General features: G+C 72.4%; 16 protein-coding genes. 2 read left to right on the top strand and 14 right to left on the bottom strand.

Features of this window, described 5'->3' with window-relative positions:
• Positions 1–3: 3 nt before the first annotated feature.
• Positions 4–891: a non-homologous end joining protein Ku gene (ku, locus tag ACFPL3_RS08725; protein ID WP_343943166.1), complete on the top strand. Its 888-nt coding sequence runs from the start codon at positions 4–6 to the stop codon at positions 889–891.
• Positions 892–951: 60 nt separating this feature from the next.
• Here ku and ACFPL3_RS08720 read toward each other — a convergent pair whose 3' ends face one another.
• The 3 genes from ACFPL3_RS08720 to ACFPL3_RS08710 form a co-directional block, all read right to left on the bottom strand.
• Complete coding sequence (locus ACFPL3_RS08720; RefSeq protein ID WP_343943167.1) at positions 952–1851, bottom strand: LCP family protein; 900 nt, start codon at positions 1849–1851, stop codon at positions 952–954.
• A gap of 401 nt (positions 1852–2252) precedes the next feature.
• A complete protein-coding gene (locus ACFPL3_RS08715; RefSeq protein ID WP_343943168.1) occupies positions 2253–2774 on the bottom strand; it encodes a VOC family protein in 522 nt (173 codons plus the stop codon).
• Between the two features lie 26 nt (positions 2775–2800).
• Complete coding sequence (locus tag ACFPL3_RS08710) at positions 2801–3544, bottom strand: MBL fold metallo-hydrolase (protein WP_343943169.1); 744 nt, start codon at positions 3542–3544, stop codon at positions 2801–2803.
• A gap of 90 nt (positions 3545–3634) precedes the next feature.
• Here ACFPL3_RS08710 and ACFPL3_RS08705 point away from each other — a divergent pair, with 90 nt between their 5' ends.
• A complete protein-coding gene (locus tag ACFPL3_RS08705; RefSeq protein WP_343943170.1) occupies positions 3635–4087 on the top strand; it encodes an MSMEG_6728 family protein in 453 nt (150 codons plus the stop codon).
• Between the two features lie 10 nt (positions 4088–4097).
• Here ACFPL3_RS08705 and ACFPL3_RS08700 read toward each other — a convergent pair whose 3' ends face one another.
• From ACFPL3_RS08700 to ACFPL3_RS08650, 11 genes are all read right to left on the bottom strand, one after another.
• Positions 4098–4835, bottom strand: coding sequence for a maleylpyruvate isomerase family mycothiol-dependent enzyme (locus ACFPL3_RS08700; protein WP_343943171.1), 738 nt, complete (start codon positions 4833–4835; stop codon positions 4098–4100).
• A 44-nt stretch (positions 4836–4879) separates the two neighbouring features.
• Complete coding sequence (locus ACFPL3_RS08695; protein ID WP_343943172.1) at positions 4880–6028, bottom strand: alpha/beta hydrolase; 1149 nt, start codon at positions 6026–6028, stop codon at positions 4880–4882.
• A gap of 36 nt (positions 6029–6064) precedes the next feature.
• Complete coding sequence (locus ACFPL3_RS08690; protein ID WP_343943173.1) at positions 6065–6964, bottom strand: carbohydrate ABC transporter permease; 900 nt, start codon at positions 6962–6964, stop codon at positions 6065–6067.
• Between the two features lie 11 nt (positions 6965–6975).
• The gene (locus tag ACFPL3_RS08685) at positions 6976–7887 is read right to left on the bottom strand and encodes a carbohydrate ABC transporter permease (protein ID WP_343943174.1); all 912 of its coding nucleotides are present in this window, start codon (positions 7885–7887) and stop codon (positions 6976–6978) included.
• Between the two features lie 7 nt (positions 7888–7894).
• A complete protein-coding gene (ngcE, locus tag ACFPL3_RS08680) occupies positions 7895–9322 on the bottom strand; it encodes an N-acetylglucosamine/diacetylchitobiose ABC transporter substrate-binding protein (protein WP_343943175.1) in 1428 nt (475 codons plus the stop codon).
• Positions 9323–9395: 73 nt separating this feature from the next.
• Positions 9396–10169, bottom strand: a complete 774-nt coding sequence (locus tag ACFPL3_RS08675) for an SIS domain-containing protein (protein ID WP_343943176.1) — start codon at positions 10167–10169, stop codon at positions 9396–9398.
• The gene (locus ACFPL3_RS08670) at positions 10166–11128 is read right to left on the bottom strand and encodes a MurR/RpiR family transcriptional regulator (protein ID WP_343943177.1); all 963 of its coding nucleotides are present in this window, start codon (positions 11126–11128) and stop codon (positions 10166–10168) included. The genes ACFPL3_RS08675 and ACFPL3_RS08670 overlap by 4 nt, the downstream gene beginning before the upstream one ends.
• A 156-nt stretch (positions 11129–11284) precedes the next feature.
• Positions 11285–12655 (bottom strand): sulfatase family protein, encoded by a 1371-nt coding sequence (locus ACFPL3_RS08665; RefSeq protein ID WP_343943178.1) that lies wholly within the window; start codon positions 12653–12655, stop codon positions 11285–11287.
• On the bottom strand, positions 12652–13665 hold the full coding sequence (locus ACFPL3_RS08660) for an ABC transporter ATP-binding protein (protein WP_343943313.1): 1014 nt from the start codon (positions 13663–13665) through the stop codon (positions 12652–12654). Before ACFPL3_RS08660 ends, ACFPL3_RS08665 begins: the two co-directional genes overlap by 4 nt.
• 5 nt (positions 13666–13670) lie before the next feature.
• Positions 13671–14663 carry an ABC transporter ATP-binding protein gene (locus ACFPL3_RS08655; protein ID WP_343943179.1) on the bottom strand — a complete coding sequence of 331 codons (993 nt, stop codon included), beginning with the start codon at positions 14661–14663 and terminating at the stop codon, positions 13671–13673.
• A 34-nt stretch (positions 14664–14697) separates the two neighbouring features.
• Positions 14698–15810 (bottom strand): ABC transporter permease, encoded by a 1113-nt coding sequence (locus tag ACFPL3_RS08650; RefSeq protein WP_379588780.1) that lies wholly within the window; start codon positions 15808–15810, stop codon positions 14698–14700.
• Between the last annotated feature and the right edge of the window lie 17 nt (positions 15811–15827).

The raw sequence follows: 15827 nt of genomic DNA, 5'->3' as shown, positions 1-15827 counted from the left end.
CGCATGCGCGCGATGTGGAGCGGCGCGGTGTCGTTCGGGCTGGTGAGCGTGCCGGTCAAGGCGTACGCGGCCACGTCCAGCCACGACATCAGGTTCCACCAGGTGCACGCGGCCGACGGGGGGCGGATCCGGTACAAGCGCATCTGCTCGATCGACGGCGAGGAGGTGGAGTACGCCGACATCGTCAAGGGCTACGAGACCGAGGACGGCGAGCTGATCACCCTCGACGAGGAGGACCTCGACTCGCTGCCCACGAAGTCGGGGCGCGAGATCGACGTGATCGAGTTCGTGCCCGCCGACCAGATCGATCCGCTGCTGTTCGACAAGAGCTACTACCTCGAGCCGGACGCGAAGGCAGCCAAGCCGTACGCGCTCCTGCGGGAGGCGCTCGTGCAGACCGACCGGATGGCGGTGGTCAAGGTCGCCCTGCGGCAGCGGGAGAGCATCGCGCTGCTGCGCGTGCGCGACAAGGCGATCGTGCTGCAGACGATGCTGTGGCCCGACGAGGTGCGCGAACCCGAGTTCGACGTGCTCGACGCCGAGGTGGAGCTGCGCCCGCAGGAGCTGACGATGGCCGCGTCGCTCGTCGAGAGCCTGGGCGCCGACTTCGACCCCACGCAGTTCCACGACGAGTACCGCGACGCGGTCGTGGAGCTGATCGAGCGCAAGCGCACCACGGGCGCCACCCGGCCCGCTCCCGCCGTCGAGAAGCGCGAGGAGGGCCCGGACAGCATGACCGACCTGCTCAGCGCCCTGCAGGCGAGCGTGGAGGCGGCGCGGTCGGCGAGCGGGAAGCCTGCCGAGGAGCCGCAGGAGAAGCCGGCGCCGAAGAGGTCGTCGTCGAAGAAGAAGGACGAGGAGGCGCCCACCAAGAGGCGCAAGCCCGCCTGACGTCGGACGAACGGCACTCTCGTCCGATAGAGCGGTACGAGGGTGCCGTTCGTGCAACGGTCAGGGGCCCAGCGCGTTCTCCGGGGGTTGCTCGTCCGCCTTCAGGGCGCCGAACAGGGCCGAGGCCCGGTTCTTGTCCCAGTTCACCACGCCGTCGCGCACCGGCACCGTGGTGGAGATGCCGTCGGAGAGCCCGCGCATCGCCAGCCCGAGCTGGGCGAGGTGCCACACGTGCGTGCCCTCGTCCACCGCGACCGCGCCGGACAGGCCCGTGGCCAGCGGGATGATCCGGAACGGGTTGAACAGCGTGGTGGGGCTCGTGGCCTTGTCCAGCAGCGCCGAGATGAAGGCGCGCTGGCGCTCCACGCGCCCGAAGTCGGACGACGCGGTGGCGCGGGTGCGCACGTAGCCGAGCGCGGTGGCCTCGTCGAGGGTCTGGCAGCCCTCCTCGATGTCGAGCGCGGCCTTGGGGTCCTTGATGGCCTCGGGCACGCACATCTCCACGCCGCCGACCGCGTCGACCACCGAGACGATGCCGAGGAACCCGATCTCGATGTAGTGGTCGATGTGCAGGCCGGTGGCGCCCTCCACCGTGCTGACGAGCAGCTCCGGGCCCCCTCCGTCGGCGCCACCGCCGCGGCCGTACGCCGAGTTGATCTTGTGGCGGCCGTGGCCGGGGATGTTGACCATGGAGTCACGCGGGAGGCTCACCAGGGTGGTGGGTCCGCTGCCCGTGTGCAGGAGCATGATCGTGTCGGTGAGCTCGGACTCCGGGTCGCCGGTGGCGTACTGCTTGCGCTGCTCCGGGGTGAGGTTCGCCCTGCTGTCGGAGCCGACGATCAGCCAGTTCGTGCCCGACGACGAGGTCTCGCTGTCGGACGGGAGCGCCGACACGCGGGCGAGCGTGCTGTCGACGTACACGCCGAAGCCGACCACCAGGAGCAGCAGCACGAGCAACACGCCACCGAGCCGCCGCCCCCAGCGGGGCCGGGGCCGGACGGGCCGCGGTCGCGCCGGACGCCGCGGTGGCCCGCCGGGACCTCCCCGGGGTCGCCCGCGGCCCGGGGTGGGCAGGATCGCGGTGCGCTGCAGGGGCCGTGGCCTGCGCGGCGGCGGGGGCGCCCCGCCCTGCCCGGGCGGTGGGGGCGGGGGTGGATAAGCTCGCCCCGGGTGCGGCCGCTGTGGGTTGCCCCACTGCGGGGCACCGCCTCGCCTCGGCGGCCCCGGCGGTCGTGGTGGTGGCCCACCACGGCCACGGAAGTCGTCCATGCTCCCTCACCCGTCGTGATCGGTGTACACGTCGTGCATAGAGAGGGACGCACGAGTGGGCGGTGGGGTTCCATCCGCGCGCCCGGCGGGTGTCACGACGAGAGCAGCGGCTCCCCCTCGAAGTAGCCGAGCTTCTCGCAGTAGAACTCGAGGCCGACGCCGTTCGGGTCGCGGAAGTAGAGGCTGTTGTCCACCCCGCGGTCCGGCCCGAGGTAGCTGATGCCCGCCGCGTCCAGGCGCTGGCGGGCGGCGGCGAACTCCTCCGGGGACGTCGAGAGCGCCAGGTGCTGGACGGCACCGATCGTCTCGGTGAAGTCGGGGTGGTCGTGCCCGGGGAAGTCGAAGAAGCCCAGCAGGTTGTTGTTGCCGATGTCGAAGAAGAAGTGGCTGGAGCCGGCGTAGTCGCGGTTCTCCACGAGCTCCACCAGCGGGAACCCGAGCAGCTCCTGGTAGAACCGGATCGTCTCCTCGACGTCGCGGCAGATCAGCGCGAGGTGGTGCACGCCCCGCACGGTGGACGCCGGGCGCTTCGCGGGCTCGACGAGGTAGCGCTCCCTCAGCTCCGCCCGGCGGGCGCGGATCGCCTCGAGCTCTGCTCCCTGCGGCTGCGGCATCGGATCGTCCTTTCGTCAGCGGCGGACTACACCATCCCGGCGTCGAGCACGAGCCCGTCGACGGCGGCGGCGTGCTCGGCCTCGCGCAACCGGGCCAGCATCTTCGGCCCCATGTGCGTGAGGATCAGCCGGCCCGCCGCCATCTCGCCAGCATGCTCGCGCAGCGTGCGGTAGTCGAGGTGGTAGCGCACCTGCTCGTCCCAGGTGTAGGCCTCGCAGGCGAAGACGTCCGCGCCGTCCGCCGCCGCGATCAGGGCCGGCGTCCAGGCGGTGTCGCCCGAGTAGGCGAACGCGTGCCCGCCCGCGTCGACCCGCACCGCCAGCGCGGGCGCCCCGCTGGCGTGGTCGACCTCCCAGCTGCGCACGGTGAGCGACCCGAGCCGGTGGGCGCCACCCGCACCGTCCAGCTCCACCACCTCCACCTCGAACCGCCGCCGGACGCCGGTGGAGCCGGGGTAGAGCGCCTCCATCGCGGCGTGCAACCGGTCGCGGGTGCCCACCGGGCCGAACACGGTGAGCGGCGCCGTCCGCCGCGTGAACTGGCCGTCGAGCACGAGGAACGGCAGCCCGCCGAAGTGGTCGCCGTGCAGGTGGGTGACCACCACGGCCTCGACCTCACCCGGGTCGACGCCCTGCGCGCGCATCGCGGTGAGGCTCGTGGCCCCGCAGTCGACGAGCGCCGTGGCGCCCTCCGCCCGAACCCGGATGCACGTCTGGAAGCGGCCTCCGCTGCCGAACGCGTCGCCGCTGCCGACGAAGGTGATCTCCACCTCCGCGACTGTGCCACCCGGGCCGGATGCACGCAGGCCCCCGCGGGTAGTCCGATGACCTGATCGACCACCTCCGCCGGAGCCGGTGACGTGCAGACCTTCCTCCCCTACCCCGACTTCGCCGCCAGCGCCGCCGTGCTGGACGACCGCAGGCTGGGCAAACAGCGCGTGGAGGCCATGCAGGTGCTCCGCGCGCTCACGCGCGCGACCTACGGCTGGAAGCACCACCCGGCCGTGCGGATGTGGAAGGGCTTCCCGGACGGCGTGGCCGCCTACGGGCTCGCCGTGTGCGCGGAGTGGACGCAGCGGGGCCGGGCCGACACCTGCGCCGCGACCATCGGCACCGACCTCGCCGTGGCCGGGCGCCCGCCGCCGCGCACCCAGGCCGAGCTCGCCGAGCGCGGGGAGCTGCCGGCGTGGCTGGGTGACGAGCGACTGCACCGCAGCCACCGCGCGGCGCTGGTGCGCAAGGACCCGGCGTACTACGGGCCGCTGTTCCCGGACGCGGACCCGGCCGAGGAGTACTTCTGGCCTGGGCGGTGACGACGCGGGCTCAGAGCCAGCGCGGCGGCGCGGGCACGGGGACCGGGTCGCCGTCGGCCGTGACCGCGTCGACGCCCTCGCCGCCGGTGCGGCCCACGAGCCAGCCGAGGACCTGCGCCGCCGCGCCGCGCACCTGCACGGGGCGGTCGGACTCCGGCCCGAGCGCCCAGGTGCGCTCCCGGTCGGTGGGGGTCAGCACCGCCGCCGGGCACCCCTCGGCCGCGGAGAGCGTGCCGGTGGAGTCGTCGAGCAGGCTGTCGACCACGTCGGGGGCGATCTCGGCCACGCTGATGCCCGCGTCGAGGTCCACCGCGTGCAACCACACCTCGCGGACCCGCATCCACGGGATCTCGGCGGCCGGGATCGGCCTGCCGAGCGCGCTGCGGACCTCCGACCACCAGGTGGTGTCGTCGAGCGACGCGAGGGCGTTGTCGAGCTCGGCGGCGGTGCTCGCGAGCTCGGCGCGCAGGACGGCGACGGGCGCCTGCGCCGACGACTCGATCTCGGCGGCCCGGTGCTCGCGCGACCGGTACATCGGGGTCTCGACGCCGGTGCGTGCCCACGAGGCCAGGCGCATGAGCGCCTCGGCGTTGCGGGCGACGTGCGCCACCACGTGGGCGCGGCTCCACCCGGGCAGCGCGCTCGGGGCCCGCAGCGCGTCGTCGGGCAGCGCGTCGACCGCGCGGGTGAGCAGTTCGGTGCCCGCTCCCATCCACGGCAGCGTCACCGATGTGTCCCGACGGTCCACGTGATCCCCCTTCGTCCGGGCGGCGGCCCCCGGATCGTAGGCGGCTACCCGCCGGCGAGCGGGTCGGGCCGCGCGGCCCGGGTCAACTCGGGGACGCGCAGCCACCGCCGGGCCGGCCTGCGGCCCGCCACCAGGCCGAGACCGGCGCGCAGGGCGCTCGCCGCGTCGAGCGTGGCGTCGCGGGCGGCGGCCGACAGGGCGGTGAAGCTGGCGTAGCCGTGCACGAGCCCGGGGAAGCGGCGCGCGACGACGGGCACGCCCGCCTCCCGCATCCGGGCCGCGAGCTGCTCACCCTCGTCGCGCAGCGGGTCGAAGCCGGCCGTCGCGAGGTAGACCGGCGGCATGCCGGAGAAGTCGCGGGCCCGCAGGATCGCCCCGCGGGTGTCGTGGTCGGGCACGCCGTCGGGCAGGTACATGCGTTCGAGCTCGCGCAGGAGGTCGGCGGTGAGCCCGAACCCGTTGCCGAACAGCTCCCGCGAGCCGCCGGTGCGCTCGGCGTCGGTGACGGGGTAGAGCGCGAGCACGAACGCGGGCACCGGCCCGCGCAGACGCGCCTGCTGGTGGGCCACCACGAGCGCGAGGTTGGCGCCCGCGCTGTCGCCGCCGACGGCCACCAGGTCCGGCTGCGCACCGAACTCCGCCGCGTCGGCCTGCACCGCCCGGAACGCCGCGAGGGCGTCCTCCAGCGCCGCCGGGTAGGGGTGCTCCGGCGCGAGCCGGTACTCCACCGACAGCACACGCACCCCGGACTGCGCCGCGAGGAGCCGGCACAGCGGGTCGGTGGAGGCCACGCTGCCCAGCACGAACCCGCCGCCGTGGAAGTAGACGACGAGCGAGCGGGTGTCGGGCACCGCGGGCGGAGCGTAGAGCCGCGCGCGCAGCGGCCCGTCGCCGCCCGGGACGTGCAGGTCGCGCGTGTCGACGTGGGCGAGGCGGTTGTCGACCACGAGCTCGGCGGCGAGGTCGGCCTGGCGCCGCTGCTCGGCGAGCGTGGCGCGGTCGACCGTGCCACCGTCGTTGTTGCTGGAGAGCAGCCGGTCGACCCGCCCGAGCAGGTGCAGGTCGAGGTCGAGCTCCTGGTCGTCCACCCGGATCGCGGGCCCGGCGAGGAGGCGTTTGACCGGTCTCGGCAACCCGAACAGGACGCGGAACACCCACCGCAGCACCTGCACGCGCAGCTTCTGACCGATCACATACCCACGGTACGCCGCGGGTCCGGGCTCGGCCCGCTACTTGAGGGCGCCGGTCCCCAGCCCCTCCTGGATCCGGCGCTGGAACGTGACGTAGACGGCGAGCACCGGCAGCACGGCGATCACGAGGCCTGCGAACAGGGCGCTCCAGTCCGAGCGGTAGCCCTGGTTGGCCGTGAGCACGGCCAGCCCCTGCGACAGCACGTACCGCTCCTGGTCGCGCATGAGCACCAGGGGCAGCAGGAACTGGTTCCACAGGCCGAAGAAGTTGAGGATCCCGACGCTGATGATCCCCGGCCGGGCGAGCGGCAGCATGATCCGGAAGAACGCGCCTGCGTGCGAGCAGCCGTCGAGCATGGCCGCCTCGACGAGCTCCCCCGGCAGGGTGCGGAAGAAGCTGGTGAGGAAGAAGACCGTGAACGGCAGCGCGTACGCGGTGTAGACGAGGACGAGCCCGTGGTAGGTGTCGAGCAGGCCCAGGTTCTGCACCACGAAGAACAGCGGCACCAGCGCCAGGAACAGCGGGAACGTCATCCCGGCGATGAGGGTGTAGTAGATGAGGTTGCGCCCGCGGAACTCGTAGCGGGCGAGCACGTAGGACACCATCGCGCCGAGCAGCATCACCAGCACCACGGCGGAGCAGACGACGATGGCGCTGTTGATGAAGTAGCGCCCGATGTTCGCCGAGGTCCACGCGCGCACGAAGTTCTCGAAGTGCCACTCCGAGGGCAGCCCCCACGGGTTCAGGAAGATCTCGCGGTCGGACTTGAACGACGTGAGCACCGCCCACAGCAGCGGCACCACGCACAGCAGCGCCCAGACGACGAGCAGGCCCTGCCCGGCGGTGTGGAGCCCACCCGGGCCGGTGGGCCTCCCCGCCCCCGGCTTGCCGGCCTGGCGGGGCGCCTCCGCGACCGGGGTACGCGTGTCGATCGACATCGAGGGCCTCCTCAGAACTCGACCCGGGCGCGGCGGTCCATCCGCAGGACCACCACCGCGAGCACCAGCGTGAGCAGGCAGAGCGCGACGCCGATCGCCGACGCGTAGCCGAACCGGCCCTCGGTGAACGCCATGCGGTACAGGTATTGCGCCACCACCTCGGTGGACCGGTCCGGGCCACCGTCGGGCAGCATGACCTGCAACAGCGTGAAGCAGTCGAGCATCATGATCCCGAGGTAGATGTACGAGGTCTGCACGCTGTCCCTGAGCATCGGCAGCGTGATGTGCCGGAACGTCCGCACGCGCCCCGCGCCGTCGAGCACGGCCGCCTCGAACACGTCACTGGGCAACGACTTCATGGCCGAGCTGAACACCACGAAGTAGAAGCCCACGAACGCCCAGATCAGCACGGCCATCACGGCGGGCAGCGCGAACGTCGTGTCGCCGAGCCACGGGCGGGCCAGCCACTCGAAGCCGACCAGCCGCAGCAGCCCGTTCAGCAGCCCGGCCTGCGGGTTGTAGAAGAACTGGTAGAGCACACCCGCGATCACCAGCGGCACGACGTACGGGAAGACGAACACGATCTGGTAGAACCGCGACCCGGCCACGCCCCCGCGGCCCACCGAGCCGCGGCGCCCCGCGAGCGTGGTCATCGTGGCGAGGAACAGCGCGATCGCGAGCGTCACGACCGGCACCACGATGAGCAGCAGGGCGTTGTGCCACATCGCGGACCAGAACCGCGTGTCGCCCGCCAGCTCCGCGTAGTTGGCCAGCCCGATGAAGTTCCGCTCGGCGGAGAACCCCCGCCAGTCGGTCATCGAGATGTAGACCGCCTGCACGTAGGGCGACACCACGAAGACGATGTAGAGCAGGAGCGGGACCGCGAGGAAGCTCGCGATGAACCGGTATTTCCCGTAGCGCACGACGACCTCAGCGCGAGTACTTGGTGACGTTCGCGTCGGCCGCGAGGCGGTCGGTCTCGGCCTGCATGGCTGCCAGGAAGCCCGCCGCGTCGCTGCGGCCGGCGAGCAGGTTGCCCAGCTCGGTCTTCAGCAGCTGGCTGTAGGGCGAGTACCAGGTGCGGAACTGCCAGTTGAAGACGTTCGAGCCCGCGGCGTCCAGCCCTGCCGACAGCGAATCGAGCGCGGGGGTCTTCTCGATGCCGTCGGTGGCCCCCTTGACGCCGGGCACCGACGCGGTGAGCTCGGCGAAGCGGCCCGCGCCCTCCTTCGACAGCATGATCCGCAGGTACTCCATGCCGCCGTTCACGTTCGCGGCGCGGGCGGGCACCATGAACGCCTCCGCGGGCTGCGTGCGCAGGGCCTCGACCGGCATCGCCGCGCTGCTGTCCAGCACCGGCACCGGCGCCATCGCCATCCCGAAGTCCTGGCCGGGCTTCGTGAACGACTTCATCTCGTTCTCCAGCCACGAGCCGGACACGTAGAAGGCGGCCTGGCCCTCCATCCACTGCGCCTGCGCCTCGGTGTGCTTCAGCCCTTCCGAACCCGGCATGAAGTAGCCGTCGCGCACCATCTTCTCGACGCCCTGGGTGGCCGCCAGCACCGTGTCCTGCGTCCAGGCCCCGGGCTCGAGGTTGTCGATGCGGCGCACGACGTCCAGGCCGCCCTGCTTGATCGCCGCGCCGAGGTTCAGGTCGAGCACGTAGTCGGCGGCGTTGGTGCCGCCGTAGGCGAACGGCGCGATCCCGGCCGCCTTGATCTGCGCGCAGAGCGCCATCAGCTCGTCCCACGTGGTGGGGACCTGCCAGCCGCGCTGGTCGAACAACGGCTTGGAGTACCAGATGGCGTATGTCTCGTAGACGTAGTTGAGGATGAGGAACTTGTCGCCGAACGTGCCCTGCTCGATCACCCCGGGCAGCAGCGTGTCGCGCACCGGGACGTTCGGGTCGTCCCACGACGGCGCGTCGAGGAGCGGGCCGAGGTCGGCGAGCTGGTTCTCCGACACGAGCGTGGCGTACTCGATCTTCTGGGCGCCCGAGTCGTCGAGGACGTCCGGCGGGTTGCCCGAGACGAAGCGCGGCTGCATCTCCGGGGCGATGTCGACGGTGGCCGAGTGCTTGACGTTCGCGTTCGAGTAGCGGCCCTTGTACAGCTCCTGGTGGAACCGCGCGTACTCGTCGCCGTAGCCGCCGTTGAAGATCACGACGTCGAGCGGGGCGTCGGCCGCCACCCCGAGCGGGTTCTGGGCGCTGACCTCGCCCTGGGCCGAGGTGGTGGTGCCGCCCCCGCCCGTGGCGCACGCCGACAGCAGGCCCGCGCCGGGCACGGTGAGCAGGCCGGCGGCGGCCAGTCGCTGGAGGAACTGCCTGCGGTCGAGTCCAGGACGGGGCCTGTTCATTGACTGCCTCCTCTTCGATTCGGTGCTACGACGGCCGCGACGGCCGGACTGCTCAGTGCTCAGTGCTGAGTGCTCATGCGGGGCGGCGGATGCGCCCCGCGTAGCGCGCTTCGAGCGCGGTGTTGTGGGCGTCGCCCTCGGGCACGTTGGACGACAGGTAGACGGGCGGGTCCTCACCGGCGGCGAGCATCGTGCCCACCACCTCGGCGACGATCATCTGCGCGAGCAGCGCCGCCGTGATCGACGAGACGGCGCAGACCGCGATGCCGCCGGTGGTGAGCACGGCGTCGCCGTAGGGCGCGCCGTTGTCGAGCACCACGTCCGCCAACTCGTGCAGCCGCCGCCCCGACGGGTGGCGCGAGGTCACCCGGCTCGTGTGGTCCATCGACGTGATGACGACGAGCGGGTGCCCGTGCGCCTTGACGACGTGCGCGAACTCGACCACCGAGCCGTTGCCGCCGGAGTTCGAGGCCATCACGAACACGTCCGGCGGCGACACCCCGGCCAGGGCGTAAAGCCTGCGGCCGAGCCCGGGGTCGCGCTCGAGGAACTCGGTGAACAGCAGCTCGGGCGGTTCGCCGCCCAGCAGCACGAGGTCGCGCAGCGCGATCATGTTCGTGGGCACGAGCCCGCCCGCCCGGCCGCTGATCTCCATCGCGAGGGCCTGGGAGTGCCCGGTGCCGAAGGCCTGCACGACCCCGCCGGCGCGCAGGCCCCCGACCACCAGGTCCGCTGCGGCCGACACCCCGGCCGCCTGCTCGCGCGCCACCCGGCGCACCGCCTCCTCGGCCACCTCGGCGAACCGGGCGGCCGACACCTGCTCGCGCAGGCCGGGGCCGATCGTCATCGAGCTCCTCCGCGGGTCGTCTCGGGCGTCTCGGCGTCCCGGCGGGCGCGGGTCTCGTACGGCGCGCGGTGCGGGGCGACGGCCTCGGCCGCACGCGTCCAGGGCTCCGTGGCGCGCTCGTGGGTGCGCTGGGCGACGGCGAGGTAGAGCAGGTCGAGCACGAGGAACTGGGAGTGCCGCGCCGACATCTCCGCGGAGCGGTACGAGGTCTCGCGCACCGAGGTGCACAGCAGGTGCTCGGCGATCTCGGCGATCGGGGACGTCGAGAAGTTCGTGATCGCCACCGTGGTGGCGCCGCTCGCCTTGGCCTGCGCGAGCATGTCGACGGTCTCGGTGGAGCGCCCGCTGTGCGAGAGCGCGATCGCGACGTCGCCCGGCCCGAGCTGGGCGGCGCTCATGAGCCCGGCGTGCACGTCCGACCACGTCCACGAGGCGATCCCGATGCGGTGCAGCCGCATCTGCATGTCCTCGAGCACGGTGGCGCTGTGGCCCACGCCGTAGAGGTCGATGCGGCGGGCGGCCACCAGGGCGCCGATCACGGTCTCGACCACGCGCAGGTCCAGCCCCGCCGCGGTCTCGTGCATCGCCTGCAGGTCGACGGCGAGCAGCGTGCGCAGCACGCGGTCGAGCGGGTCTGTGGGCAGCACGTCGGCGCCGATGCCGACCTCCCAGCCGGCCTGGTCGGCCCGGCCGATGTCGGTGGCGATCCCCACGCGCAGCTCGGTGTAGCCGCTGAGGCCGAGGCTGCGGCAGAAGCGGGTGACGGTGGCGGGCGAGGTGCCGCTGCGCTCGCCGAGCTCCACGATCGTGGCCCGCGACGCCCACGCCGGGTCCTCGAGGATCACGTTCCCGACCTGGCGCAGAGCGCCGGCGAGGCCGGGCAGCACGCTGCGCAGATGGGCGAGCAGCTGGCCCGTGCCTGCCTCGAGGGGCGGGTCGGATCCTGCCGTCACAGCCATCGGCAAACCTTTCAAGCCCGGGCGAAGTGGGTGAAAATTTCCACCATGGCCGGTGAGCTGTCAAGACTTCGGTAAGACGTTTCCGTAACGAGGGGGTAACGGCGTGACACTGTTCGCGGAGCGGATGAGGGAGGCGCAGGAGAAGCCGGAGCCTTTTCAGCCCGCGCGACGGCGCTGTTGATCGGCCTTCGCCCTCTGGTCCGCGTCTTCGGGGGACACGATCCGCTCCAGCTGCTCGGAGAGCTCCGCGAGCAGACCGGTGTGTACGGGATCGCCTGCCAGGTCGGCGCGCTCCCACGGGTCGATCATCAGGTCGAACAGCTGCGGTCGGTGGCCGGCGTAGGCGCAGTACTTGTACCGCCCCCGCTTGAGCATGAACCCGCCGTCGACCATGCCTTGGGCGTGGTACTCGGCGAACGCGGGTCGCGGCGTCAGGTCGGGGCCGCCGCACAGGCTGCGGCCGGGCAGCTCGGGGTCGACCGGGAGACCGGCGACCTCACGCAGGGTGGGGAGCAGGTCGACCAGGCTCACGTCGCCCCGTACGCGCGCCGGCCTACGGCGCCCGTCCTGGTGCTCGGGCAGGCGCAGCAGTAGCGGCACGCGGACCGCGGGCTCGTAGAAGCACTGCTTCTGCCAGATGCCGTGGTGGCCTGCCATCTCCCCGTGGTCGCTCGTGTAGACGACGACCGTGTTCTCCCTCAGGCTCGAGCCGTCGACGGCGGCCAGCAGCCTGCCCACCTGGAAGTCCAGGTGGCTCACCAGCGCCCAGTAGCACGCGGTGGCCAGGCGCGCCTGCTCCTCCGGCAGCGGCTCGTCGTTGTGGAAGCCGTACCGGAGGCGGGCGATGACGGGGTGCTGCTGCTGCGGCGGGTCCCGCCACGTGGGTGGGAGCGCAACACGCGCAGGGTCGTACCACGCGGCGAACTCGGGCGGGGCCACCAGCGGGAAGTGCGGGTGCATGTACCCGACGTAGAGCAGAAACGGTGCGTCGTCGGGGCCGGCCGCCCGCTCCCGCAGGTAGTCGAGGGCGCGGTCCGTGGTCGCGACGTCGTGGCGGGTGTGCACGTGCTCGCCCGTCCCGGCCTCGGTGACGTGGGAGTTGCTGCCCCGCCGCCAGCCGGGCGTCCGCGACGGAGGTCGCCCGTCGTGGTCGACCCAGAAATCCAGGTCGTCGGACAGGCGCCGGTCGAAACCCAGCAGCCGGTTCGGGCCGTTGAAGTGCGTGCGGCCGGCGAGGACGCTTTCGTACCCTGCGGCACGCAGGTGGTGGCCCCAGCTGCGGAAGGACTCCCCGGGCACGATCCCGTTGTCCCAGGCCCCGATCTCGTGGACGTAGCGCCCGGACAGCAGCGACAGCCGCGACGGCACGCACATGGGGCTGGTGCAGTAGGCGTTCTCGAACAGCCACCCCTGCCCGGCGAGCCGGTCCAGGTGCGGCGTCCGGACATCTCGGTGCCCGTACGCGCCGGTGGCCGCCGCGGCGTGCTCGTCCGACAGCACCACCACGATGTTCGGTGGGCGCGTCACGCCGCCTGCCCGGCGCCGCGCAGGTCCAGCTCGTCGGCGAGGTGGCAGGCCACCGTCCGGCCGGGCTCCACCTCGACCGCGGGCGGTGGCTCGGTCGCACAGCGGGACGCGGCGTACGGGCAGCGGGTGTGGAAGGGGCAACCCGGCGGTGGGTCCGACGGGTCGGGCAGATCACCTTCCAGCACGATCCGGTCCCGCCCGCCGCGGCGCGACGGGTGGTCCGCGGGCACGGCCGAGAGCAGCGCCTCCGTGTAGGGGTGGCGGGGACGCGCGAACAGCTCGTCCGTCGGCGCGACCTCCACGACCCGCCCCAGGTACATCACCGCCACCCGATCGCACAGCTGGCGTACCACCGACAGGTCGTGGGAGATGAACAGCGTGGTCAGGTCCAGCTCGGCCCGCAGCCGGGCAAGCAGGTTGAGGATCTGCGCCTGCACCGACACGTCCAACGCGCTCACCGCCTCGTCGGCGATCACCAACCGCGGGCGCAGGGCGAGCGCCCTCGCGATCGCGACGCGCTGGCGTTGCCCGCCGGAGAACGCGTGCGGGTAGCGGCTCATGTGTTCCGGACGCAGCCCCACCATGGTCAGCAGCTGCGCCACGCGTTCCTGCAGGGCCCGCCCGCGGGCCACCCGGTTCACCTTCAGCGGCTCGCCGACGATGTCGCGCAGCGTCATCCGCGGGTTGAGCGAGGAGAACGGGTCCTGGAAGATCATCCGGATCTCCTGCCGGTACGGGCGCAGCGCCCGCTCCCCCAGCGCGGCGAGGTCGACCTCGCCGCCGTCGGTGCGCCGGTAGCGCAACCGCCCGGACGTCGGCCGATACGCCCGTGCGATCGCCCTGCCCAGGGTGCTCTTCCCGCAGCCGCTCTCCCCCACCAGCCCGAGCGTCTCGCCGTGGTGGACGTCGAGGCCGACCCCGTCGACCGCACGGACCGGACCGCCCGAACCGCGCCTGCCGGGGAAGTGCATCTGCAGGTCCTCGACGCGCAGCAGCACACCCGACGCCATCGCGGTCACCGGCTCTCCTCCCCGTGCACGCACTCCATCCAGTGGCCGTCCCCGAGATCGATCCGAGGTGGCGCGTGCTCGTCGCAGCGCCCCGCGACCGCCACCGCGCAGCGCGGGTGGAACGAGCACCCGCGCGGCCGGTGGAGCGGCGGAGGCACGCTGCCCGTGATCGCCGGAAGCTCTCCGCCCCGCGCGCCACCGATCGACGGGATCGACGCCAGCATCGCCCGGGTGTACGGGTGGCGCGGCGCGTCGAAGATCTCCGTGACCCCGCCGGTCTCCACCACCCGCCCGAGGTACATCACCGCCACCCGCTCCGCCATCTCCGCGACCACGCCCATGTCGTGGGTGATGAACAGGATCGCCATGCCGTGCTCGTCCTGGATGCGGCGCAGCAGGTCGAGGATCTGCGCCTGGGTGGTCACGTCCAGGGCGGTGGTCGGCTCGTCCGCGATGAGCAGCGCGGGGTTGCACATGAGCGCCATCGCGATCATCACACGTTGGCGCATGCCGCCCGAGAGCTGGAACGGGTAGTCGTCCAGGCGCTTGCGCGGCTGCGTGATGCCGACGTGGTCGAGCATCTGCGCGGCCTGCTCGCGGGCTTCGCGCTTCGAGATGGCCGAGTGCGTCAACGCCATCTCCGCGACCTGATCACCCACGGTGTGCACCGGGCTGAGCGACGACATCGGCTCCTGGAAGACCATCCCGATCCCGGCGCCGCGCACAGCCCGCATGGCGGGTCCGCGCGGATCGAGCCGCGCGAGGTCGACCGGGTCGTCCTCGGGCTCGCGGGAGAAGAGGATCTCCCCGGTGACGATGCGAGCCGACGGGACCAGCAGTCGCATCACAGACCGCGCGGCGACGCTCTTGCCGCTGCCGCTCTCGCCGACCAGGCACAGCGTCTCGCCACGACCCACGGCGAGGTCGACCCCGTCGACTGCACGGACGACCCCGCCGTCGACCCCGATGTGGGTGCGCAGGTCACGGATCCGAAGCACCGGCTCCTTCACGTCGGCCTCGCCGGGGGTCCACTCACCGTTCATAGGGGTCCGCCGCATCGCGCAGCCCGTCGCCGAGGAAGTTGAACGCGAGCACCACCAGCACCACGGCCAGCCCGGGGAAGAGCAGCCACGGCGCGCTGGACAGAGCGCGGAGGTTCTGCCCCTCCTGCAGCAGCACCCCCCAGCTCACCGCGGGCGGCTGCATCCCCAGCCCGAGGAACGACAGCGTGGTCTCGCCGAGGATCATCCCGGGGATGGCGAGCGTGAGCGCCGCGATGATGTACCCGGCGCACGAGGGCAGCAGGTGGCGCACGATGATCCGCAACCGGCCGACCCCGTCCAGCCGGGCGGCCACGGTGAACTCCTCCTCGCGCAGCGACAGGAACTGCCCGCGCACCACGCGGGCGAGCCCCGTCCAGCCGATGAGCGACAGGATGATGGTGATGCCGAAGTAGATCTGCAACGTCGACCAACCCGGTGGCAGGGCCGCCGACAGGCCCATCCACAGCGGGATGGCCGGCACCGCGATGATGAACTCGATCAGCCGCTGGATCACCGTGTCGACCCGCCCGGCGAAGAAGCCGGACACGCCGCCGATCAGCACCCCGAGCACGAAGCTGAGGAACACCCCGACGAGGCCGACCGACATCGAGATGCGCGCGGCGTGCAACGTCCGGGAGAACACGTCCTGGCCCTGGCTGTTGGCGCCCGTCAGGTAGAAGGGGTCGCCCACGCGCTGCGGGCCGAACAGGTGCACGTCGGACTCGAACCCGAACAACGAATAGGGCTCGCCGCGGACGAAGAAGCCCAGCGGGATCTTCCGGCTCTCGTCGACCGTGAACGTGCGCGCGAGGCTCACCGGGTCGGTGTCCGACCGGTAGCCGTACACGTACAGGCCCAGCCTTCCGTCGTCGAGCACGTGCACCCGCTGGGGTGGGGCGTAGGCGTAGTCGGCGTCGTACGCGCCCGCCGACGACGGCGCCACGAACGGCGAGAGGATCGCGACGAGGTAGGCCACCGCGAGCACGCACAGGCTGACCATCGCGACCCGATGGCGGCGGAAGCGGCGCCAGATCAGCCGGCGCTGCGAGGCCTGCCCGTCGCCCGGTGGGCCGGCGGAGGCCGACGGGACGGGCGGTGTCATCGTCGCCACGCGGTCTG

It is taken from the genome of Pseudonocardia zijingensis (genome assembly GCF_042657305.1).
GTDB classification, from domain to species: Bacteria; Actinomycetota; Actinomycetes; order Mycobacteriales; family Pseudonocardiaceae; genus Pseudonocardia; species Pseudonocardia zijingensis.
This window is presented reverse-complemented; position numbering and strand designations above follow the sequence as displayed.

Bases quoted from the DNA above. Each gene is read 5' to 3' on its own strand.
- ku (WP_343943166.1), top strand. From the start codon at position 4: ATGCGCGCGATGTGGAGCGGCGCGGTGTCGTTCGGGCTGGTGAGCGTG.
- ACFPL3_RS08690 (WP_343943173.1), bottom strand. From the start codon at position 6,964: ATGTCGATCGACACGCGTACCCCGGTCGCGGAGGCGCCCCGCCAGGCC.
- ACFPL3_RS08715 (WP_343943168.1), bottom strand. From the start codon at position 2,774: ATGCCGCAGCCGCAGGGAGCAGAGCTCGAGGCGATCCGCGCCCGCCGG.
- ACFPL3_RS08660 (WP_343943313.1), bottom strand. From the start codon at position 13,665: ATGGCGTCGGGTGTGCTGCTGCGCGTCGAGGACCTGCAGATGCACTTC.
- ngcE (WP_343943175.1), bottom strand. From the start codon at position 9,322: ATGAACAGGCCCCGTCCTGGACTCGACCGCAGGCAGTTCCTCCAGCGA.
- ACFPL3_RS08650 (WP_379588780.1), bottom strand. From the start codon at position 15,810: ATGACACCGCCCGTCCCGTCGGCCTCCGCCGGCCCACCGGGCGACGGG.
- ACFPL3_RS08670 (WP_343943177.1), bottom strand. From the start codon at position 11,128: ATGGCTGTGACGGCAGGATCCGACCCGCCCCTCGAGGCAGGCACGGGC.
- ACFPL3_RS08675 (WP_343943176.1), bottom strand. From the start codon at position 10,169: ATGACGATCGGCCCCGGCCTGCGCGAGCAGGTGTCGGCCGCCCGGTTC.